Source organism: Silvanigrella aquatica, assembly GCF_001907975.1.
Taxonomy (GTDB): Bacteria; Bdellovibrionota_B; Oligoflexia; order Silvanigrellales; family Silvanigrellaceae; genus Silvanigrella; species Silvanigrella aquatica.
The window spans coordinates 1,236,245-1,259,612 of sequence record NZ_CP017834.1 but is presented as its reverse complement, the minus strand read 5'-3'; the positions used below and the strand labels follow the sequence as shown (position 1 = coordinate 1,259,612).

The 23,368-nt window shown below is 35.6% G+C and carries 19 protein-coding genes; 11 read left to right on the top strand and 8 right to left on the bottom strand.

Annotated elements, in window-relative coordinates:
* Positions 1 to 110: 110 nt before the first annotated feature.
* The 4 genes from lipB to AXG55_RS05290 are packed head-to-tail and all read right to left on the bottom strand — an operon-like array spanning position 111 to position 5,248.
* Complete coding sequence (gene lipB / locus AXG55_RS05305; RefSeq protein WP_148697090.1) at positions 111 to 770, bottom strand: lipoyl(octanoyl) transferase LipB; 660 nt, start codon at positions 768 to 770, stop codon at positions 111 to 113.
* A gap of 1 nt (position 771) precedes the next feature.
* Positions 772 to 2,064, bottom strand: coding sequence for a phosphonate ABC transporter, permease protein PhnE (gene phnE / locus AXG55_RS05300; RefSeq protein ID WP_148697089.1), 1,293 nt, complete (start codon positions 2,062 to 2,064; stop codon positions 772 to 774).
* Entirely contained in the window at positions 2,064 to 2,861 is a 798-nt protein-coding gene (gene phnC, locus AXG55_RS05295; RefSeq protein ID WP_233231395.1) for a phosphonate ABC transporter ATP-binding protein, read from the bottom strand. Before phnC ends, phnE begins: the two co-directional genes overlap by 1 nt.
* 26 nt (positions 2,862 to 2,887) lie before the next feature.
* Complete coding sequence (locus tag AXG55_RS05290; RefSeq protein WP_233231394.1) at positions 2,888 to 5,248, bottom strand: lytic transglycosylase domain-containing protein; 2,361 nt, start codon at positions 5,246 to 5,248, stop codon at positions 2,888 to 2,890.
* Between AXG55_RS05290 and AXG55_RS05285 the strand changes: the two genes are divergently transcribed.
* From AXG55_RS05285 to oppF, 10 genes are all read left to right on the top strand, one after another.
* Positions 5,214 to 6,179, top strand: a complete 966-nt coding sequence (locus AXG55_RS05285) for a sensor histidine kinase (RefSeq protein ID WP_148697087.1) — start codon at positions 5,214 to 5,216, stop codon at positions 6,177 to 6,179. The two genes, AXG55_RS05290 and AXG55_RS05285, sit on opposite strands and share 35 nt — an antisense overlap.
* Positions 6,145 to 6,870, top strand: a complete 726-nt coding sequence (locus tag AXG55_RS05280) for a response regulator transcription factor (RefSeq protein WP_148697086.1) — start codon at positions 6,145 to 6,147, stop codon at positions 6,868 to 6,870. Before AXG55_RS05285 ends, AXG55_RS05280 begins: the two co-directional genes overlap by 35 nt.
* Before the next feature lie 188 nt (positions 6,871 to 7,058).
* Positions 7,059 to 8,930 carry a bifunctional homocysteine S-methyltransferase/methylenetetrahydrofolate reductase gene (locus AXG55_RS05275; protein ID WP_148697085.1) on the top strand — a complete coding sequence of 624 codons (1,872 nt, stop codon included), beginning with the start codon at positions 7,059 to 7,061 and terminating at the stop codon, positions 8,928 to 8,930.
* A gap of 41 nt (positions 8,931 to 8,971) precedes the next feature.
* Complete coding sequence (locus tag AXG55_RS05270) at positions 8,972 to 9,262, top strand: 2Fe-2S iron-sulfur cluster-binding protein (protein WP_148697084.1); 291 nt, start codon at positions 8,972 to 8,974, stop codon at positions 9,260 to 9,262.
* 1 nt (position 9,263) lies between these two features.
* A complete protein-coding gene (gene metH / locus AXG55_RS05265; RefSeq protein ID WP_148697083.1) occupies positions 9,264 to 12,782 on the top strand; it encodes a methionine synthase in 3,519 nt (1,172 codons plus the stop codon).
* Positions 12,783 to 13,138: 356 nt separating this feature from the next.
* A complete protein-coding gene (locus AXG55_RS05260) occupies positions 13,139 to 14,794 on the top strand; it encodes a peptide ABC transporter substrate-binding protein (RefSeq protein ID WP_148697082.1) in 1,656 nt (551 codons plus the stop codon).
* A gap of 115 nt (positions 14,795 to 14,909) precedes the next feature.
* Positions 14,910 to 15,830 carry an oligopeptide ABC transporter permease OppB gene (gene oppB / locus AXG55_RS05255; protein WP_148697081.1) on the top strand — a complete coding sequence of 307 codons (921 nt, stop codon included), beginning with the start codon at positions 14,910 to 14,912 and terminating at the stop codon, positions 15,828 to 15,830.
* A 16-nt stretch (positions 15,831 to 15,846) separates the two neighbouring features.
* Positions 15,847 to 16,773 (top strand): oligopeptide ABC transporter permease OppC, encoded by a 927-nt coding sequence (gene oppC, locus AXG55_RS05250; protein WP_233231393.1) that lies wholly within the window; start codon positions 15,847 to 15,849, stop codon positions 16,771 to 16,773.
* A gap of 17 nt (positions 16,774 to 16,790) precedes the next feature.
* Positions 16,791 to 17,756 carry an oligopeptide/dipeptide ABC transporter ATP-binding protein gene (locus tag AXG55_RS05245; protein WP_148697080.1) on the top strand — a complete coding sequence of 322 codons (966 nt, stop codon included), beginning with the start codon at positions 16,791 to 16,793 and terminating at the stop codon, positions 17,754 to 17,756.
* Complete coding sequence (gene oppF, locus AXG55_RS05240) at positions 17,753 to 18,730, top strand: murein tripeptide/oligopeptide ABC transporter ATP binding protein OppF (protein WP_148697079.1); 978 nt, start codon at positions 17,753 to 17,755, stop codon at positions 18,728 to 18,730. The genes AXG55_RS05245 and oppF overlap by 4 nt, the downstream gene beginning before the upstream one ends.
* Positions 18,731 to 18,803: 73 nt before the next feature.
* Here the strand turns inward: oppF and AXG55_RS05235 are convergent, their stop codons facing one another.
* The 4 genes from AXG55_RS05235 to surE form a co-directional block, all read right to left on the bottom strand.
* Positions 18,804 to 19,541: a type 2 periplasmic-binding domain-containing protein gene (locus tag AXG55_RS05235; protein ID WP_148697078.1), complete on the bottom strand. Its 738-nt coding sequence runs from the start codon at positions 19,539 to 19,541 to the stop codon at positions 18,804 to 18,806.
* Positions 19,542 to 19,719: 178 nt separating this feature from the next.
* Positions 19,720 to 20,523: an SDR family NAD(P)-dependent oxidoreductase gene (locus tag AXG55_RS05230; protein ID WP_233231392.1), complete on the bottom strand. Its 804-nt coding sequence runs from the start codon at positions 20,521 to 20,523 to the stop codon at positions 19,720 to 19,722.
* A gap of 13 nt (positions 20,524 to 20,536) precedes the next feature.
* The gene (locus tag AXG55_RS05225) at positions 20,537 to 21,604 is read right to left on the bottom strand and encodes a KamA family radical SAM protein (RefSeq protein WP_148697076.1); all 1,068 of its coding nucleotides are present in this window, start codon (positions 21,602 to 21,604) and stop codon (positions 20,537 to 20,539) included.
* Positions 21,601 to 22,374, bottom strand: a complete 774-nt coding sequence (surE, locus tag AXG55_RS05220; protein WP_148697075.1) for a 5'/3'-nucleotidase SurE — start codon at positions 22,372 to 22,374, stop codon at positions 21,601 to 21,603. Before surE ends, AXG55_RS05225 begins: the two co-directional genes overlap by 4 nt.
* 1 nt (position 22,375) lies before the next feature.
* Between surE and AXG55_RS05215 the strand changes: the two genes are divergently transcribed.
* Positions 22,376 to 23,368, top strand: coding sequence for a M28 family peptidase (locus AXG55_RS05215; protein WP_148697074.1), 993 nt, complete (start codon positions 22,376 to 22,378; stop codon positions 23,366 to 23,368).

Here is a 23,368-nt window from a genome sequence, read left to right as displayed (position 1 = left end):
AAAAATAATTTATTTACATAATAAAAATTACAAAATAATAATTTAAAGTTTAAATATTTTTATCAAGGGCTTATGAGATTGATTTATTTTATCAAATTAATATAGAATAGTTACTTAAAAAGTTTCTCACGAATTTTTTCAGCTAAAATTTTAGAAACTTCATCGATGTTAATAATTTTAGATTCACAGATAGTTAGACTTTTATTTTCATTTACTGCTGATTCTAAATTGATAACACCGCGACCACGCAGACCACAGGGCACAATAGTCGTAAATGTCTCAAGAGAATTATTTACATTAAATGCAATACCATGCTTAGTTACTTTATTTAAAATGCGTATACCTACAGCACCTATTTTATTTTGCCCTACCCAAACACCGGGATTGATTTCATCACGATTTGCCGCAACACCATAGTGCTGCGCTGTTTCAATCATGGCTTCTTCTAAATGGTTTACATAGGAACGCACGCTCTGTTTTTGTTTATCAATGTGAAAAATAGGGTATATGACAATTTGCCCGGGCTCATGCACAGTGACGCTGCCCCCCCTATCAATTTTATGATAAGCCACCCCTTTATATTTAAGTTGTTCAGGTGGCACAATCATATCTTCAAATAACTCGCGCTTCCCCATAGTAACTGTAGGGGGATGCTGCACAACGAGTATCACCCCCTCTTTAAAGGGATTGGCAACGATTTCGGCGTGCATTGACTCCATTAAGCCAAGAGCATCACTATAAGGCATTAAGCCTAAATATTTAATTTCCATCTTATTGAATGGCCTCTCGAATTCTTGCGGAAAGGAAGTCCATACCCCAAACCACTAAGAAAATGAGAAAGGCAAGACTTCCGACCTGTGTCCAACGCGCGAGCATTTGTTCTTGAATTAAAATGCTACCAATACCACCACCACCGACTAAGCCAATGACTGTAGCCATGCGCACGTTAATGTCCCACCGATAAATGGTAAAGGCAAGAAAGGGAAGAACCACTTGAGGAACCACGGCGTACCAGACTACAGATATGCGATTGGCACCGGTGACCTGAAGAGCTTCCAGAGGACCTTCATCCACGCTTTCGACTGCCTCAGAATATTGTTTTACAAGACTGGAAATACTATGAACCATAAGAGCCATAGCGCCCGCAAAGGGACCTATGCCAATCCACACGGAAAATAATATGGCCCAAATTAACGGCTCTATGGAACGGGTTATATTCATATAGGAACGAATAAGAATATAAAATGATCTCATAAAAAAGCTATGTCTTGTTAAGTTACGCGAAGCAAAAAAAGACAATGCAAATGCAACGGGAACACTAAAAAATGTCGCAATAAATGCGAGATAAATAGATTCCGCAAGCTTGCTCAAAGCTTTACTAAAATAAGTTAAATCATTGGGGACACATTGAATATTAAAAAGTTCCACTTGATTTGCAAAAACAGCATTATGAATTTTAAGAAAGATATTTAAAATCCATTGCAACCCTTCATATATAGAAAAAGAACCGGCCGTTTCTCCGACACCAGGAACGCCACATGCCAGCTGCAAAGTCAAGCGTCCTGCTCCTAATAACCCATCAATTTGTAGGATTTTCAGTAAGCTGACATTGATTAAAACCATACCTGTGACTAAAGTAACAAAGACCAATAAATAAGCTTCTATGCGAGCTAACTTCCAATGATTTTGTAATTTAATGGAATCTTCAGGATTTGTGACCTGTAATTTAGAAAGGCTTGCTATCCACGAACCAAAGCCTTTACATTTTAAAGAAACAAAAAAACCAACAACGGCACCCATACCAAATAAAATAAAAAACCAACTCCATGGGAATTCAAAGTAACGGCTGTCAAAATCTATACTTTGAATAAAATTTAATGCCCATTCAGAAGGAGTGTCATCGTAAGCAAAATTTTCTATAATGGGAAATAATATTGAAAATACAAAAATTTTTCCTAAAAAAATAAAAAAATAGCCCCAAACAAATAACTCTAAAATAAGTCCGGTAATTTCTCTTTTTTTTCTTTTTGATTCATCCATTGGAATAAAAGATGGAAATTTCATTAGTTTATCTCCACTTCTTTAGCATCGGCGCCGTATATATCTTTAAACCATTGTTCCGTAATATCTGTAGGCTTTCCTTCAAAAACCTTCTCCCCATTGCGCAAAGCAATAACGTGTGTGGAATAATCACGAACCAGGCTTAAAAAGTGCAAATTACAAACGACGGTAATATTTCTTTTTTGGTTTAAATCTCTTAAATAATTCATTACAGAGTAACTTGTTGAGGGATCTAATGATGCTACGGGTTCATCGGCTAAAAGCAAATGAGGATTTTGTACGAGAGTGCGCGCAATGGCCACGCGTTGTTTCTGACCACCAGAGAGGCCATCAGCACGCACATAAGCCTTATCCGCAATACCCACTATTTTTAATGCTTCATGCGCATCAGCAATCCATTCTTCAGGCCATTTTTGAAAAATACCGCCCAAAAAATGATCGTTTAATTGTCCTAGTCGCCCCATAAGCACATTATTCAAAACACTACGCCTATCTATCAAATTAAAATGCTGAAAAACCATTCCTATATTTTTGCGGACTTCTCTTAAATGTTTTTCATTAATATGAGTAATATCTTGTCCTTCAAAAAAAATCGAACCCGCTGTGGGTTCGTGAATGCGGTTGATGCATCGTAATAAGGTCGATTTTCCAGACCCCGATAAACCTATTACGGAAAGAAAGGCTCCCTTGGGAACCTCAAATGAAACATTTTTCAATGCTTTTGTTCCATTGGGATAGGTTTTAACTAAATTCTTAATTTGTAAAATGGGCTCGCTTTTCCTTTCCGCTTGGAATGTCACTCTTTAGTCCCTTCACTACTTAATTTTTAAAAAATATTTAATCTTGTAAATGGATCAGGCAAAGATTCGCCAAAACCAAGATTATATCCGTCACCACTTCCTAGTTGCACTCGGTAATAAATGTCAAGGTATCCTAATACTTTTGCCACATATTTTTTTGTTTCGACAAATGGAATATTTTCATAAAATTCATCAATAGTCAGGGAATTATTCTGACTAATCCAACGATTCACCGCTTCTGGGCCACTGTTGTAAGCCGCGGTGGCTAAAAGGTAATTTCCATGATAAATTTTTAATAACATTCTTAAATACCATGCGGCATAAGCAATAGATTGCGCAGGATCTTTTAATAAACTCGCGCTAAAATTTTCTTTCCCAATATGTTTTGAAATATGAATTCCCGTATAGGGCATGATTTGCATAAGCCCAATCGCCCCGACTGAGCTTTCGGCGTGGGGATAATAAACAGATTCCGCCCGCATAATAGAAAGGAGCCAAAAGGGATCAATATCAGCAAGGCGTGCTGCATTTTGTACATCAGGCCAATAGGCAAGTGGGAAATTTAATTTCCAAAAATTGGTTTTTTCTGTCCATATTTCACCTGCCTGATAATCATCCAAATCATTTTCAAAATAATTGCGAGATAAATCCGAAGACATTTTATAATCCATGGCAGCATATGCTAAATTGGCAAGAATAATGACCTGATTTTTTTTCATTTTCTTTAAATTTATTTTTTTAATATATAAACTAGCAATATCATTTAAATTAAAATTAACCAATGTTCTAATATATTCAAAATTTTTATTTTTTAATTTCTTTTTCAAAAATGGATTGGTTTTTGCAACATAAAAATCTTTAAAGTTAAAATTATGCGGTATATTTTCTTTTTCGTTTTTAGATAAAAATTCTTTTAAACGCCATCTTGCAAAAATTGAATAAGGATAATCAACCGTCTTTTTCGAAATTTCAGAAAGATTTTTAAGAAGTAAACTTTTTTCATTTCTTTCTTTTTCAATGATTGATAGCCAATATTTAAAACGAGTTTTAGTTGGATTTTTAGTTAAGTAGTCGTTTGCAATAACTTCAGCTTCTTTAGTTTGATTTGAAAGATAATATTGCCAAAAAAGAAACCAACTCTGCTCATCTTTAGAATTATAAATATTATTTTGATTTGCAAAAACAGCGGCTTCTTTATTTCGATGAGCAAAATGAAGAGAAAATGCGTATTTTAATTTTGCATTGTCAGCAAGCTTTGAATTCGGTAATTCCGTAAATAATTTATAATAGACTTGTGCTGCTTTAATAGGTTTATTAAGCGCATTATATACCCTACCGCGCATGTCTAGTAATTTATCTTTATTAAAAAAGGCTGTATAGTTTTCTGATTGCGACAAATAACTTAACACATAATCTGCCATGCTATATTCTCTAGCAGACATAAGCAATTCTGCAATTCCTAATAATTTCTCTTTTTCTTGTTCATTTAAGGTTTCAACAGGATCAAGTGGCACAGGTTTATGAGGATTAATACCAACTAAAGCCAAAATATAATTTCTAGAATCGGGCTGTTTTCCTATTCTTTTATAAACTTCTCTTGATAAATATTGCATATTTTCTTCTCGAAAATATAAACTTCCAATACTGCCTCCCGAGCATTCAATTTTCGATAAAATACTCATAGCTTCACGTCCTGACTTTTCCAGAGGATAAAAAAGTAAGGGTTTTTTTAAAAATGTAAGGGCTAAATTAGGTTGATTAAATGACATGGCAGCAGAGGAAAGTTTTACTAAAATTTCATTTAATTTTTCCCAATTTAAATTTTGATCAATAATTGATGAATGCGTATTGTAAAATTGCAAAGCTTCAGATTTTAAACCCGCATCTAATAAGGAATCAAGATATAAGGGAGCAGCGAGAGAATTTAAATTTGATTGTTGTTTTGCTATAAGAGGTTTTAATAAAAGAATAGCTCCCGCATCATCTTGAATCTTATTCAAATATTTTGCATAATATAACTTATAAATTTCACTTTGTGAATCGCTCATTTTATTCTTAATTGACTTTAAATTTTTAATTGCAATATTCGCATAATCATTTAAATCATTATCAACCGCCATATTTAGTAGGCCAAGAAAAATATATATCTTGTCTTCAATTTTTTTCTCTTTAATACCCTCCACTTTAATTTCTTCTAAATTTTTAATAGATTGTTCATGCTTGTACTTAAGGAAATCTTGGTAAAAAGTAATATACTTTTTACCCATAATTTCTGAATTCGTACTTTCGCTGGCGAAAGATTTTTGTATAATAACATTGCTACCTAATGTAGCAATTAATAAAAGGAAGAGCATGCTTAAAAAACTAAAATGGCTTTTACATCCCATATCAATTCTTATCCTCGCCCAAATATGTTGGGGTCTTTTAATGTTTGTCTGGATCAGATGGTACATTCTAAGAAGCCAAGAAATAAATAGCTTCATCGAAAAAATTCCTGTGCCACCGACAAGCTCGGGGCAATGGATTATTTTAGCCCAAGGGTGCATCCTCATGGGATTCATCCTCATTGCCCTGTACATGATTTTTGTTAGCCAAAGACGTTTGTCGCGCATTACAAAAATGCAAGATACGATTTTAAGCAATGTAACACACGAACTCAAAACTCCACTAGCTAGTATACGCCTTTATGCAGAGACAATGCTACTTCGCAATGTTGCCGATGAGGAACGGAGACGTTTTTTAACCCGGACACTTACAGAAACAGAACGCCTACAAAAACTGATTGACACGGTTCTAATTTCAGCTCGCCTCGAGTCAGATAAATCATCGCTTGCTCATGTGCGCATTAATTTAAATGAACTGCTTATGGGATGTTTTGCTCAAGTCAAAGAACGCTTTGGAGAAAGTCGTGTATTTGAATTTCAAACATTAGAATCTGACGAAGAAAATAGTTACTTTGTTTGGGGCAACCCTCATCATCTTTCCATGCTCTTCGACAATCTTCTCGATAACGCCGTAAAATACTCTGAAAAAGGGGGAATGATTCAAGGAGGAATTATTCCAAAAAAAGAATCTGTTCAAATTTACATTAAAGATAACGGTGTCGGAATCGAAAAAAATAATTTAAAAAAAGTATTTAAAAAATTCTACAGAATTGAGCGTAATGCCAAATTAAAAGTTCAAGGCTCTGGTTTAGGACTTTCTGTTTGCCAATCCATTATTGAAGAACATCATGGAAAAATATTCGCATTAAGCGAAGGGTTAAATAAAGGAACAACTTTTTATGTCGAACTCCAAAGACTTACTACTCATTGTTGAAGACGAAGAATCCATTGCAGAAGGACTACAGTTTAATTTTGAGGCGGAAGATTTTGAAGTCGCTATTATTTCTGATGGTTTAGAGGCAATTAAATATATCAAAGAAAATTATGATAAAATTTCAACAATTATTCTCGATATTATGCTCCCACAACTTGATGGTTATGAAATATTAAAACGCACTCGTATTCTTGCAGAACGCACTCCTATTTTAGTTCTTAGTGCCAAAAGTCTTGAAAATGATCGTATTAAAGCATTTGAATTAGGTGCGGACGATTACGTAACAAAGCCTTTTAATCTTTCAGAAATTATTTTAAGAGTAAAAAGACTTGTGCAAAGAAAAAAATGGTATAAATCCGATGCCAATTTATCTCCCCAAAAATTTGGTCATTCTATTTTCGATCCGGAACGACTTATTATTACGCGCAGTGATGGAACTGAGCATCGCATCTCTCCTACAGAAGGTTTACTAGTTCAAGTTTTTTTAGAAAATGAAAATAAAATTTTAACTCGCAATGATTTGCTCCAAAAAGTATGGCAATACGATGGCGTTATTGAAACAAGAACCGTCGATGTTTTTGTCGGAAAACTTCGAAAATACATTGAAAAAAATGCAGCAAAACCTGACTTTATTATATCGGTTAGAGGTGTCGGATACACATATATTCCAAATAATAAGGGCACACAATAAAATAAACAATATGCGACACTCCTTGCTGCGTTTTTCTTTTCATGTCATAATTCAAAATACAATGTAGAAAAAACATTGTGCAAATCAAAAATGATTTGCATTACCTAAACTCTTTGTTCTCTCGCCCTTGTGGCTGTGTTGTGTGGTTTTTTCCACTGTGAGACAAATTTTAATGGAGTGGGTCAAATATGACTGAAGTCGCTGTTTCCTTAACGCCAAAGTTGTGTTGTCGTTCTTTTCGTGAATCTCTAAATAAAGGTGAATGCATACTTCTTGGTGGCTCCACAGGAACTTTGCTTTATGAAAAAGGAATATTTATAAATAAATCCTTTGAAGAAGTAAATTTATCTCAACCCGATCTCGTTTTACAAATTCATTCCGACTTTATTAACGCGGGAGCGCAAATTATCAGTACAAATACTTGGGGAGCAAATACATTTAAGCTCAAGGCATTTGGACTGGAAAATAAATTTAAGGAATTAAATATTGCAGGCGCAAAAATTGCGCGAAAAGCAGCAAAAGATCAATGCTGGGTCGCAGGATCAATGGGTCCCCTAGGAGTCCGTATTGAACCTTGGGGACCCACTTCTCTTGAAGAATCAAAAGAATCCTTTCGCCACCAAGCGGAGGCATTAATAAAAGGCGGTGTAGATCTTTTTATTTTAGAAGGATTTCCCGATCTTTCTGAAATACATCAAGCAATTCTTGCCATAAAAGAGCTTGGTGATTCCCCTATTATTGCTATGATGAGTGTCAATGAAGATGGACACAGCTTATATGGAACCGAACCGGAATGGTTTATTCGAAAACTAGATGAATGGGGAGCCGATGTCGTCGGAATCGACGGAGGAAATGGCCCTGCCCCTATGCTCGAAATCTTAAAAAAACTAGCAAAATCAACATTAAAGCCCATTATTTTATACCCAAATGCGGGGCAACCGCGCATGGTTGACGGACGCCTTATTTATATGGCCAGTCCCGAATATATGGGAGAGTTTGCCAGACAAGCCCTTTTAAAAGGAGCACGCCTTCTAGGCGGGAGCAGTGGCACTTCCCCATTGCATACAAAAATAATGTCAGGCGCCATCAGACAAGCAAAAGCTTTTGATACAGGACAAAGTAACAAAAGAAATATCGCCGATCACAACCCTATTCGTGCTCATATTTCTACAGTACCACGCACACTACAAAGCAATTGGTCACAAAAAATTGCAGATGGAAAATTCGTAATTTCGATGGAATTGCTTCCCCCTAAAGGACTGGAAATTGAAAAAATATTAGAACGCTCTAAAATATGTAAAGAAAATAACATTGACGCCATAAATATTCCCGATGGACCTCGCGCTTCGGCGCGCATGAGTTCCCTTGCTACAGCTTGTATTATTGAACGAGAAATTGGTATTGAAACGATATTGCATTACGCCTGTCGCGATAGAAATTTGCTTGGTATTCAAAGTGATCTTTTAGGAGCAGCGGGTTTAGGTATTAAAAATATTTTATGCATTACGGGCGATCCTCCGAAATTAGGGCCTTATCCCAATGCCACTGCCGTTTTTGATATCGATGCTATTGGACTGGTCAATATGGTCTCTCGCTTAAATTCAGGATACGATTTAGGCGGTTCAAGCATAGGTCGTCCCACTTGCATGAGTGTGGGCGTCGGAGCAAATCCAGTTGCCTCAGATATTGAAAAAGAAAAATCCCGTTTTCGCTACAAAGTTGAAGCAGGAGCGGAGTGGGCTATCACCCAGCCCGTTTTTGATTCCGCGTCGTTGTTTCGTTTTCTAGAGTTTTCTTCACAATTTAAAATTCCGATTATTGCTGGAATTTGGCCACTCAAAAGCCTACGTAACGCGGAATTTATGGCCAATGAAGTTCCTGGTGTTTATGTTCCCAAAAGCGTGGTGGAACGCATACGCAAATGCAAAACTTCTGATGAACAAATGGAAGAAGGAATATTGATTGCAAAAGAACTCATTGAAGAAATCAAATCATCTGTTCAAGGATTGCAAATTAGTGCACCACTTGGAATGGTTGATTTTGCTTTAAAACTTTTATAAAAATAATAATTAATATATTTCAAAACATTTAGGAAACAAAAATGTCAAAACCTATTATACATTTTGTTTTAGAAGATATGGAAGTAGAAGTTCCAATTGGATCTACTTTTCAACAAATTGTCGACGCTAGTGGCGCTGATGTTACTTTTGGATGCCGTAACGGAACATGTGGAACTTGTCGCATTAAAATTGAAAAAGGAACGGAAAATATTTCACCCATGGAACGTGAGGAAAAAGATTTTTTACAATCTATCGAAGCCAATTCCAACGAAAGACTGGGTTGCCAAATAAAAATTTTAGGGAATTGTTCCATTAACTACATAGGCCTTTAAAATGAAAAAAACAATTTCAGATATTATGCGTGAACGAGTTTTACTTCTTGATGGCGCCATGGGAACACAAATATTTGCAAATAATCCCACCCTAGACGATTATGGCGGTATTCAAACGGAAGGCTGTGTTGAACTGTTAAATGAAAGGCGAAAAGAATGGATTCAAGAAATTCATCACAATTATTTTAATGCAGGCTCCGATGCTGTTGAAACAAATACTTTTGGATGCAATGAAATTGTCTTAGCCGAATTTGGAATCGCACACAGATCTGAAAATCTTAATATCCAAGCTGCCAAACTCGCGCGCGAAGTGGCAAGCAGTTATAATACTCCCAAATTTGTCATTGGCAGCGTAGGTCCTGGGACAAAAATAATTTCCTTATTACAAATTGATTATCAAACACTTTATCAGAGTTATTATACACAAATGCGTGGCTTATTAATAGGTGGTGTTGATGCTATTCTTATTGAAACATGTCAAGACATAAATCAGGTTAAAATTGCGGTTCGTGCCGCTAAAAAAGCAATGCAAGAATTAAAAAAACAAGTTCCTATTTGGACACAAGTCACTATTGAAGCCACAGGTACCATGCTTGTGGGAAGCGATATTCAAACAGCTCTCACAGCAATAGAATCCCTTGGCGTCGATGTTTTAGGTATGAATTGTGCTACAGGTCCTGACGAAATGCGTCAGCATATAGCTTACCTTGCAGAAGCATCACCCTTTGCCTTAAGCGTGTTACCTAATGCAGGACTCCCACAAAATATTGGTGGAAAAACGGTTTATCCCTTAGGACCTCAGGATTTTGCTCATAAAGTTGTCACCATGGCAAAGGATTTTTCTTTAAATGTCATTGGAGGTTGCTGTGGCACCACTCCCGAACATATTAAAGAATTAGCAAAAATATCTGGTCAATTGAACGCAGGAATGCGCAAAGGTAAATACGATCGCAGTGTGTGCAGTTTGTATTCCAGTGTTCCGTTAAATTTAGAACCAAAACCTTTGTATGTTGGCGAAAGAACAAATGCCAATGGATCAAAAAAATTTCGTGACCTCTTAGCACAAAATGATTTTGACGGACTTGTCCAAATTGCCAAAGGACAACTTAAAGAAGGTGCTCATATTCTTGATGTCTGTGTTGCTTATGTTTCACGTAACGAAACAGAAGATATGGATCAATTTTTAAAAAAATTAGTAACACAAGTTAATATTCCTTTAATGATCGATTCCACGGAAGTGAATGTCATTGAACGAGCTCTCCAAATTGCTCCAGGTAAATGTATTGTCAATTCGATTAATTTTGAAGATGGAGAAGAAAAAGCAAGAAAAATTTTAACTCTTTGCAAAGAATATGGCGCTGCCATAGTTGCTTTAACAATTGATGAAGAAGGTATGGCAAAAACCGTTGAAAGAAAATTAGAAATAGCAAAAAGAATTTATAAATTAGTAGTCGATGATTTTAATATGAATCCAGGTGATCTTATTTTTGATCCTCTGACATTTACTTTAGGAAGTGGTGATGAAGAATTTAGGAAATCAGCTATTTCCACGCTTGATGCTATTAAAGAAATTAAATCTAAGTTAACAGGTGTACGTACTATTCTTGGATTATCGAATATCAGTTTTGGTTTAAATCCATATACTAGGCAAATGTTAAATTCATTAATGCTTTATCATGCGGTTAAAAATGGTCTTGATTTAGCCATATTAAATGCTTCAAAAATAATTCCCGTAGCTAAAATTGACCATGAAGATAGAGGACTTTTTGAAGATTTAATTTTCGATAAACGAAATGAACAATATGACCCCCTAAAAAAAATATTACAAAAATTTTCTGATTCAAAAAAATCGGGGATGAATGAAAATTCTAAACGAAGCACATTATCTGTTGAAGAACGCTTAAAACTAGATATTATTGACGGAGAAAAACAATTTATTGTTGAAGATTGCATGGAAGCTCTGCAAAAATATCCTCCGCTGCATATCATTAATAGCATTTTACTCGATGGTATGAAAGTCGTCGGGGAACGCTTTGGCGCCGGAGAAATGCAACTGCCTTTTGTGTTGGAAAGCGCTGAGGCTATGAAAGCCGCAGTTAAATCCTTAGAACCTTATATGGAAAAAAAATCGAGCTATAGCAAAGGTAAAATGATCATTGCCACAGTTAAAGGAGATGTTCACGATATTGGAAAAAACCTGGTTGATGTTATTTTGTCCAATAACGGCTTTGAAATTTTAAATTTAGGAATAAAACAACCCATTGAATCCATCCTTGAAAAATACAAAAATTCAGGCGCGCATGCCATTGGAATGAGTGGATTGCTCGTCAAATCAACAGCCATTATGAAGGAAAATTTAGAGTACATGGCTATACATGGTTTCAAAATTCCCGTTATTTTAGGAGGAGCTGCTTTAACGCGTGAATTTGTAGAAAAAGATTGCCAAGCTGTGTATCCAGGTCCGGTTTTTTATGCTTTTGATGCCTTTGAAAGCTTAAAAATTATGGAGAAATTATGTCCCTTAAACGAAATTCCTGATGCACAAAAAACAACTGAAATTAGAAATTTTGCACGAAGTAACAATAAAGAGACTGCTGTTACATCACCGACAGCATCAGATAATGAAATAAAAATCATCCGTAAAGGTAACAAAACATTAGAAGCAGATAAATATGGCCAAAGCCCCTGGATCCGAAAAGACGAAAAGGTACCTGAACCACCCTTTTGGGGAACAAAAATTGTGACAGAACCAATTGAAAATTTATTTCAATATATTGATGAATTTGCCTTAATCCGCAGCCGATGGGGATTTTCACAAAAAAATATGACCGAAGAGCAGTTTAATGAAATTCTTGACAAAAAAGCTTTTCCCTTATTTGCACAGATGAAAGAAAAACTTATTAAAGAAAAAAATATTATTCCTCAAGCAATTTATGGTTATTTTCCTGTGTGCTCTGAAGGTAATAAGCTATTAGTTTACAAACCAGGTACAAAAATTGATACTCCTATAAAAAACAGAGAAATTATTTCAGAATTTTATTTTCCAAGACAAAAGGAAGGAAAAATTATTTGTATTTCTGACTTTTTTAAAAATGTTCAATCGGGAGATATAGATACACTCGCTGTGCAAATAGTAACTTTAGGTGACAAACTATCCAAAGATTCAAAGTTACTTTACGATCAAGGTAACTTTACAGAATATTACTATTTACATGGATTGGGTACCGAGCTGACAGAGGCTTTTGCCGAATTGATTCATAAAAGAATTCGCACTGATTTAGGAATTTCCATAAAAGATGCCAAAACTCTCAGACAGCTTTTTAGTCAAGGTTATCAAGGGTCACGATATTCTTTTGGGTATCCTGCCTGCCCCCATATGGAAGGGAATGGGACTCTGTTGCAACTTCTTGCAGCGGATAGGATTGGTGTGCAAATCTCAGAAGCCTTCCAAATGCATCCTGAACTTACCACCAGCGCTCTCGTTTCATGGCATCCGCAAGCGCGCTATTTCACAACTTAAAGAAATTTTTTTCAATATAATACATAGATTATATTTATTATAAATTAATAATTTTATGTATTATTATTATTTAAAATTAAATATCAAAAAAATTAAATTAACCTTTACATTAAAAAGATATATAATAGTCATAAAAAGTTAATCTTAATAAATAAGAACAAACAATTCTTAAAATATCATTTATAATATTTAACTTTATCTCACTTAAATCCTTTAAATTTAATATCCTTCTATATTTTTTCGTTTAAAAACCACATTTTCCGTTGACAGTTCATGATTAATCGGCTAGTAAGTCAATAGCTAAAAAAAATATTGCTCGTAAGGAAAAAACTTTACCACCAAGACTGGAGGGTCTAATGCCTCATTTAAAACGTTTGAAAAATACTTGTATAATTGGAACAACTTTGCTTTCTTTGCTCACATTCACAATGAACACACATGCTGCTGACGTTCCCGTGGGTACAAAACTCTCTGCAAAACAAGTTTTAAACGTTGGTATTGGAGCTGAAGTCCCAAGTCTCGATCCCCAAAAAGCGGAAGATAACGTGAGCGGACGCGTCTTATTCGATCTGTTCGAAGGACTCTTATCTGAAGGTGAAAAAGGCGAAATCATGCCTGCCATTGCTTCAAAATGGGAGACAAGCAAAGATGGCCTCGTTTATACGTTTTATATTCGTCCCAACGCCAAGTTCTCCGATGGCTCAACCATTACAGCCGAAGATGTGGTCTTTTCTTACCGTAGACTTGCCGATCCCAAAACCGCATCCACATATGCTGAAATCATTTCCATGATTAAAAATGCAACACTTATTTCCCAGGGCAAAGCAAAACCAGAACAAATGGGTATTGTTGCCTTAAATCCAAGCACGGTGCAAATTACTCTTGAAAAACCAACTCCCTATTTTTTAAAATTAGCCGCCTTTCAAAATTTAAGTATTGTTAAAAAAGCAAATGTTGAAAAGTATGGTGATCAATTTACACAACCTGGAAACGTTGTTAATAGTGGTGCTTTTAAATTAAAATACTGGAAAATTGGGGATAAAATTATCGCAGAACGAAACCCCCATTATTGGAATAGCAGCAAAACTGTCATTGAAACTGTGAACTATTTCCCAATTAGCGACGCAAATACGGAACTGCAAATGTTCCAAACAGGTCAATTAGATTTCACCTATGACATTCCTTCTGACAAATTTAAGGATTTGAAAAAAGTTTATGGCAAACAACTGCATACAAATCCTTATCTTTCAATCTATTATATTTCATTAAATACAAAAGTAGAACCATTTAAAAATAATCCTAAATTAGCCCAAGCTTTGTCTATGGCTCTTGATAGAAAAATATTATCTGAAAAGGTAACAGGAAGGGGTGAAATACCCTCCTACGATATTGTTCCTTTTGGAGTCGCCGACTACAAACAACAATCCTACGCTTGGGACAAACTATCACCCGCAGAACGCCTTGCGGAAGCTCAAAAATTATACAAAGAAGCGGGCTATTCTAAAGAAAAACCTTTAACATTAAACTATACTTACAATACAAATATTTTACATAAAAAAGTAGCCATTGCTTTAGCGTCAATGTGGGAACAAAATTTAGGTGTAAAAGTCTCGCTGTCAAACAAAGAATGGAAGGTTTTTTTAACCGATAGAACCGAGGGCAATTATGTTGCCGCTCGCGACGGATGGATTGCGGACTACAATGACACCTCTTCATTTTTGGACATGTTTCAATCGAAACATCCACAAAATCATCCCAAATACACCAATGTAAAATATGACAATTTAATTAAAATGGCCTCATTGGAAACAAATAAAGAAAAACGTAGCAAACTCTTCCAAGAAGCATCTTTCTTATTAATGAATGATTATCCCGTTATTCCGATGTTTACTTATGTTACGACTCACTTAGTAAAACAACATGTCGGAGGTTATTCGGGATTAAATCCTCTTGACCACAGCTATTCAAGAAACTTTTATATTATAGATAGCGAAATCACAGCAAGCCGATAAAAAAAGTAAAAAAAGTGTTTATTAATTTGATTTAAATTATTAATATAAAATTTGTTACTGTTAATCGTTAATTTTAGAGCATAACTGTTACATTTAATTTGAGGTTTTGGTATTTATGGTGTCATATACTATAAAAAGATTTCTTGGGGCTTGGCCCACATTAATCGTACTTATCACTCTATCCTTTTTCTTAATGCGCTTTGCTCCTGGCGGACCTTTTTCTGGTGAAAAAGTATTAAGTGCTGCAGTACAAGCAAATCTTGATGCTAAATACCACTTAAATGACCCTATTTTTATTCAATATCTTGATTATCTTTGGTCCCTGGCACGAGGCGACTTTGGCCCTTCATTTAAATACCCCGACTGGACTGTCAACCAACTTATTTCCCAGGGTTTTCCGGTATCCTTATGGATTGGCGGATGGTCTATGACTATCGCTCTTATTGTGGGTGTTCTTGTGGGCTCCCTAGCCGCTTTCAAGCAAAATACCTGGATAGACTATGTCGCCACAGGAATGTCCATGACGGGTATTTCAATTCCGACGTTTGTTACCGCTCCGCTGTTTACATTGCTTTTTGCCGTCATTTTAGGCTGGTTACCTGCGGGGGGATGGAATGAAGGTTCCTTTTCCAACATGGTTTTACCAGTCACAGCTTTAGCTCTGCCTCAAATTGCTATTATTAGCCGCATTATGCGCGGAAGCATGATTGAAGTTTTACGCAGCAACTACATCCGCACAGCAAAGGCAAAAGGCATACCAAACCGTATTATTCTTTTCAGGCATGCCATTCGCCCTGCCATTTTACCTGTTATTTCCTATTTAGGTCCAGCAACAGCAGGCATCATTACGGGTTCCGTAGTTATTGAACAAATTTTTAGCCTGCCTGGTTTAGGGAGTTATTTAGTAAAAGGAGCGTTAAATAGGGATTACACTCTTGTTCTTGGTTCTGTCATTCTCGTGGGAGCACTCATCATTGCATTTAATTTTATCGTTGATGTCCTCTACGCTTTAATAGATCCAAAAATTAAATATTAGTAAGGAATAACTATTTATGTCAGCAACGCCAAGTATCACCAAATTAAATAAAAGAGCGCTTATAATGGAACAAATCGATAAAAATGCGGAAATAAAAGGACGCAGTTTATGGAAAGATGCTGTGCGCAGACTTTCCCGAAACAAGGCTGCCGTTGTCAGTCTTTTCGTCCTTTTCTTTATTACATTATCGGTAATTTTTGCGCCTTTTCTCTCCCATTTTGAAATGCAAGACACAGATTGGGGCTCCATTGGACTCGCGCCGAGTTTTTCCAATCTCCACTTCTTTGGAACCGATGATTTAGGCCGCGATGTTTTCGCGCGCACGCTTTACGGAGGGCGCATGTCTCTCCTTATTGGAATTATTTCAAGTGTCGTCAGTGTTGTTATTGGCATTGCATATGGAGCCACAGCAGGATTTTTAGGTGGCAAAATTGATGGTTTTATGATGCGCATTGTTGATATTATTTATTCCTTACCTTTCATGTTTTTTGTCATTTTATTAATGACATTTTTTGGCAGAAATATCTTTCTCATATTTATTGCCATTGGAGCCGTGAATTGGCTTGATATGGCGCGTATTGTAAGAGGCCAAACTCTAAGCTTAAAAAGCAAAGAATTTATTGAAGCCGCCCACGCTGGTGGCGTGAATTCTCCTACAATTATCTGGCGACATATTGTTCCAAATATTTTAGGCATAGTCATAGTCTATGTTACTTTAACAATTCCTCAAGTTATTTTAACTGAATCATTTTTGAGCTTTTTAGGCTTAGGTGTACAAGAACCTGCAACAAGTTGGGGCGTGTTAATTAATGATGGCGCGCAAAATGTAACAGTGGCATGGTGGCGTCTTGTATTTCCGGCTTCCTTTTTAGTTGTTACTTTGTTCTGTTTTAACTTTATTGGCGACGGCTTACGCGATGCTCTCGATCCCAAAGATCGCTAATTATTTGGAGTACATGTATGACTTTATTGAGTGTAAACAACTTAAATGTTTCTTTCGCAACTCCAGATGGTGCCATTAAAGCTGTAAATGGAATTAGTCTTTCCTTAAATGCAGGAGAAGCTTTAGGAATTGTGGGTGAGTCTGGTTCTGGAAAAAGCCAACTTGTGCTTGGTATTATGGGTTTATTAGCGCAAAATGGCAAAACTTCAGGAAGTGTTAAATTTAATGGGAATGAATTAATTGGTATGCCACAACAAGAATTAAATAAAATTCGTGGTGATAAAATTTCAATGATTTTTCAAGATCCCATGACATCGCTCAATCCCTATTTACGAATTTCAAAACAAATGACAGAAGTGCTTATGTTTCATAAAAACATGAGCTACCAAAGTGCCAAAAATGAATCCATTAAAATGTTGGATATGGTTAAAATTCCCGATGCCCAAAATCGCATTGACATGTATCCTCATGAGTTTTCAGGTGGTATGCGCCAACGCGTGATGATTGCCATGAGTTTGCTTTGCAAACCCGATTTGCTCATTGCAGATGAGCCTACGACAGCACTGGATGTTACGGTACAAGCGCAAATTGTTACATTACTTCGTGAGCTAAAAAAAGACCTGGGAACGGCTATTGTCATCATTACGCACGACTTAGGCGTAGTTGCCGGAATTTGTGATAATGTCATGGTAATGTATGCAGGCAGAACAATGGAATATGGACCTGTAAATCATATTTTTTATACTCCGCAACATCCTTATACTAAAGGTCTATTGCGTTCCATTCCACGTCTCACCGACGAAAACTACGGCGATCTCCCTACTATTCCAGGAAATCCGCCTAGTTTATTAAATTTGCCGAAGGGATGCCCTTTTCAAGAAAGGTGTGAACATGCCAACGAAAAATGTTTGCAATCTCCCCCACCTTTGCTCAGTTTTGGAAAAGATTTGAAAAAAGCATGTTACTTAGAGGTGAGCTTATGAACCAACCTATTTTATCTGTTGAAAATTTAAAGGTACATTTTCCTATTGCTAAAAAAGGATCTTGGTTTAAAAAAGTGACTTTAAAAGCTGTTGATGGTGTGAGTTTTGATATTCATAAAGGAGAAACACTGGGTGTTGTGGGCGAATCAGGATGCGGGAAATCAACACTTGCAAGAGCTATTATGCGTTTGTTACCCGCAACCGAAGGGAATGTAACTTTATTGGGTAAAGAAATTCTAAAACTTGATCACCAAAAAATGCGTGATGCCCGTAAAGACATTCAAATGATTTTCCAAGATCCTTTGGCTTCCCTCAACCCCCGTATGACCGCAGGAGAAATTATTGCAGAACCTCTAAAAACATTTTATCCTGGCTTATCTAAAGAAGAAGTTAAAGGAAAAATAAGAAATCTAATGAACCTTGTGGGTCTCATTCCCGAGCATATCAATCGTTATCCTCACGAGTTTTCTGGAGGACAATGCCAACGTATTGGTATTGCCAGAGCCCTCATTCTCAATCCTAAAATCATTGTTTGTGATGAACCTGTCAGTGCTTTAGACGTCTCTATTCAAGCCCAAATTGTAAACTTACTTAAAAAATTACAGCGCGATTTAGGATTAACTCTTATATTTATTGCTCACGATTTGAGTGTTGTGAAACATATTAGCGATCGCATTATGGTGATGTACCTCGGAAAACCAGTAGAAATTGGGACCCGTGATCAAATCTATAAAAATCCACAGCATCCTTATACTAAAGCGCTTTTATCGGCCGTGCCTATTCCCGATCCCGAGCTCGAAAAAAATAAGGTTGTGCAAATTTTACAAGGAGATCTTCCCTCTCCCATTAATCCGCCTAGTGGCTGCCGTTTTCGTACTCGTTGCCCAATTGCAGACTTCCAATGCGCAGAAATTGAGCCTCAATTAAAAACGCTAAATAATGGATCCAAAACAAGTTGTTTGAAAGCAGTTTAACGTAACAGATATATTAAAAAAAAAGAGAGAGTGTTTTAAGTAAAAACTCTCTCTTTTAATTTAAGAATATCATTCAAAAAATTATTTTATTTTTCTTTTTCATCTCATTGATTTCTTTTATATTTTTCTTTAAAAATAAGTTGAACTTATCAATCACATCTTTATGCTTCATAGTAGATAATCTATAATAATCATGCAAATAGGGATATTCTTTTTTAAATATAAATTTATTTTTAAAATATTTATTTCTATTAACATAATTTAAAGCGACAGCTACATTAAAAAAAACAGCATCAATTTTATTATTATCTAGCTTGTCAATTAATTCTGGAATATTTGAACTTTCTTCAATTTGAATTTGTCTTTTCTTATATTCACCTACTTCAAAACCACGAATTGTTCCTAGCTTTTTAATAAATGAAATATCTTTATTTTTATTTTCTGCTTTAATAATAGCACCATCAATATACTCTACAACATTATCAGAATATATTATATTTTTATTTTTTCTTCCTTCACTCATCCATAAACTAGAATCAGGATATTTGAAGTCTAAACCACCGCCCAAATATTCTTTAAATAAACGCGCAACGGGCATTGGTTCATACTTGAACTGAATGTTACTTTTTTTCGCAAAAAGATCAAAAATATCTCTCGCAAAAGCACCATACTCTCCATTTTCTTTAACTGTATAATAGGGATCATATGTGATATTTTCGACACCAATAACATAAGTAGGTTTTGAATCTGCTATGGCTTGATTTATATTTAATGCACATAGTGCTAATATGAATTTTAAAAATGATTTCATAGTTCCTCTTTTAAAATTCTAAAAATAAAATATATCTTAAAATCAAAACGAAGGACTTTAAGATTAGTATGTTTTCGGTATTTAATGAATAAATTAAAGATTAAAATAATAAAATATTTAAAGCCTAATAACATTAGCATCTTACTTGGTTATTTAAAACTTTATAAACGCGCAATTTTCAAAAGTTTCGTTTCACTTTATAAGTAACAGGGCTTTGCACGGTAGGTAATATCACGACTTCATTCCAATTCACGTGGGCAGGTTCTTTTAACGTCTTTATAATTAGCCGCGCCACATCAGCAGAAGTTAAACTGTCTACCCCATGATAAACGCCTTCTGCCATTTTACTATCCCCTTTAAAACGCACCAAACTGAAATCGGTTTTTACCATCCCCGGTGAAACGAGCGAAACTCTTACATTTTTATCGTGCATTTCCTGTCTTAAAGACTCTGTAAAAGCACGTACGGCAAATTTGGAAGCGCAATAAACGGAGCCCCCTTCATAGGTATAATGCCCTGCAATGCTTCCTAAATTCACAATATGACCCGAACCCTTTTCAACCATATTGCGCGCCACAGCGGCTGTCAGGCGAAAGAGTGACGTCACATTTGTTTCCATCATTTCGATTAAATCTTCGTCTTTTAAATCGATAACGGAATCGCGTCCACTAGCTAAACCCGCATTATTAATTAAGATATCAATATTTAGAGATTGTTCTTGCTCGAGTATTTTTAAAATATTTGGGTTACAAATATTTTCTGCTATGATTTTTATTTTGACTGAAGCAAATTGTTTTACCAATTCCTGTTTTAAAATTTCAAGTTTTTCTTTTCTACGCGCAAGTAATATAAGATGTGCCCCTTCGCGAGCCAACCAAGCTGCTGTGGCAAGTCCTATTCCTGAGCTGGCACCTGTTACCAAAGCCACTTTATCTTTTAAAGATATTTCGTTATCTTCAAATATTCCTTCCAATAAACTCATAGTCATATCTCCTTTACGGATATTTTACTTGAATTAAAGATCCGGTTAAAGGGCTTTCAAATTGCCAAATATGATTGTCAAGTTCTTTAGCTGTATGTGCATTTATTGCAATTTTACCTTCGCCACCAGGAATATCGATAATAAATTGGGGAATACACAGCCCCGAGATTTTACCTCTTAACCCTTTGACAAGCGCAATAGCTTCCTTGAGTGGAACGCGAAAGTGATCTGTTCCCTTAGCTAAATCAGGATAATGCAAATAATAGGGTTTTACTCTATTTTCAATTGCAGTTTTTAATAAAGATATGAGTTTCTCGGGTTTGTCATTAATATCTTTTAATAAGACAGATTGTAATAAAACAGGAATACCGTTATCAATGAGCATTGCGAGAGCTCTTTGGGCTTCGTCGGTAAACTCTTCTGCCGCATTAATATGTGCCGCAATCCAAACTGTTTTTTTAGATTCCTTTAAAATTTCAATTAAAGATTTATTAATGCGTGAAGGTAACACAGAAGGAATACGCGAATGAAAACGGATTATTTTTACATGCTCAATAGAAGACATTTTTACCATTATATTTTGCAAAGCTTTATCTGTTAAAGTAAGAGGATCTCCCCCTGTAAATATAACTTCCCAAATATTTTTATTCGACTTTATATAGTCAAATGCTTTTTCAAAATGATTTTGATCCAAATTATTTTCGGAATTTGAAACTTTATATCGCCTAAAACAAAAGCGACAATAAGAAGCACACATATAAGTGACTTTAAATAAAACACGATCAGGATATCTGTGAGTTATACCCTCAACCGGCGTCCAGCGCTCATCACCAATAGGATCGTCTAATTCTTCGGGCAAAAAAATCAATTCGTTGGAATGAGGGACAAACTGTTTTTTTAAAACATAATTTTCATTTTGAATTTGTTTAACAAAAATATGTGGCACACGAATATCAAAATTATCTTTAACAGATTTCAACGAGTGGACTTCATTTGCAGAAATTATTTCTTTCGATTTTAATTGCTCTATATTAATAAGCCCTTGAGATAATTCCCGTGCCCAATTTTTATCATAAATCATAACTTAATTTTACCAATCAAAATTTCTAAATTTTTATTACTCTCAGAACTGCTTTGTTTTGCTTTAACAAAACTTAATGTTACTTTATTGCTACGAATTAAAGAAACATCTTGAGACATATCTTTAGGTTCATGGCGCGAAAGACCGCCAATTAAATATATTTTTAAATTCTTTTTATAGCGCGAAGACAGCTCCTCAATATGAGGTACATACAAAGACTCTCCACCGCACTCTGCCAAAGTGATTTCATTTGCTTGTTTCGGAACATTGATATTTAAGACCTCTAACTTCGGCCACTCTAGAATATGGGATTTTTCTAAAACTTCTCCCACAATTTTTGCTGCTTTTAGAAAAACGGCTTCCAGCTCTTCCCCTTCGAGATCTTCACTGTCTGCCGAAATAGCAATCGCTTTAAAACCCATAAGAGCGGCTTCGGTCGCAGCACCCACCGTACCACTGTAGTTCACATCAATTCCCACATTGAGTCCATGATTGATACCCGAAACCACAAAGTCGGGCGGATTCTCAGCTAAAATTTTGTGAAGGCCTAAAGCAGCGCAGTCTGCAGGAGTGCCGTCCACAGCATAAACACCTTCTGCAACGAGACGGACACGTAGAGGATGATAAAACGTCATGGCGTGGGATTGCGCACTGCGTTCGCCATTTGGGGCAACAACTGTTATTTTATGACCGAGTGAACTTAGGTACTTTGCTAACACCCTGATACCTTTAGCTTTATAGCCATCATCATTGCATAGGAGTAAATGCATAGTGAAACGAACCTCATGTTTTTGGACAATTATTTATTTTGGGCTTGTTGTTACTATAAAAGCCTTTAGCGCACCTTTGTCATTTCAAAACTCTGCAAGTTTTTCAACTGAAAATCTGCAAAAAAGCATGACGTGGTTTACAGCAGAACCCCACCCTATGGGATCCCAAAGTCAATCTAAGATAGCTTCAGATTTAAGGCAAACTTTAAATAAATTTGGTTGGGAAGCAAAAGAAATTCCCTTTCAAGCAACAATTCCAAATTTTGAAGCCGTAGAATTTGGGGGTACCTTGAAAAAGGCGCCGCAAAAAAAACAGGTTGTGGGTAAAAATATTATTGCTATTCAAAATAAAAACTCTAAATGTTCCATTGTGATTGGAGGACATTACGACACAAAATACTTCAAAGAATTGCGCTTTGTGGGTGCTAATGATGGAGGATCATCCACTGTTCTCATGATGGAACTTGCGCGCGTATTGAAAAAAACAAAATTCAACAAGGAAAGCTGGGGATCTTGCAATATTATTTTAAGTTTTTTCGATGGAGAGGAAGCTTTTTTAAAAGATTGGAATGAAGGAAAATTTAAAATAAATTTACAAGATAATTTATATGGATCAAGACACTTTGCAGAAAAAATCCTGCAACAAAAAAACAATCTTCTTTATTATGAAAAATATCCTATTAATTTAATTCTCATTTTAGATATGATAGGACACAAAAACCAAAAATTATCTATTACACAAGGTTCCGATGAAAATCTGGGAGAAAAATTTGTCAATTCTGCAAAAAATGTAGATATAAAACAAGTTGCATTTATGATGGAAGATGATCACACTCCTTTTCTTTCCTTAAATACACCACTGCTCCACATCATTGATTGGAATAATATTGACGAATGGCATACTAAAAATGACACTCCACATATTATTTCTTACGAAATGATTGCGAATTTAGGAGAAACTATCATACAATTTCTAAAATTAAATAGGAATTAA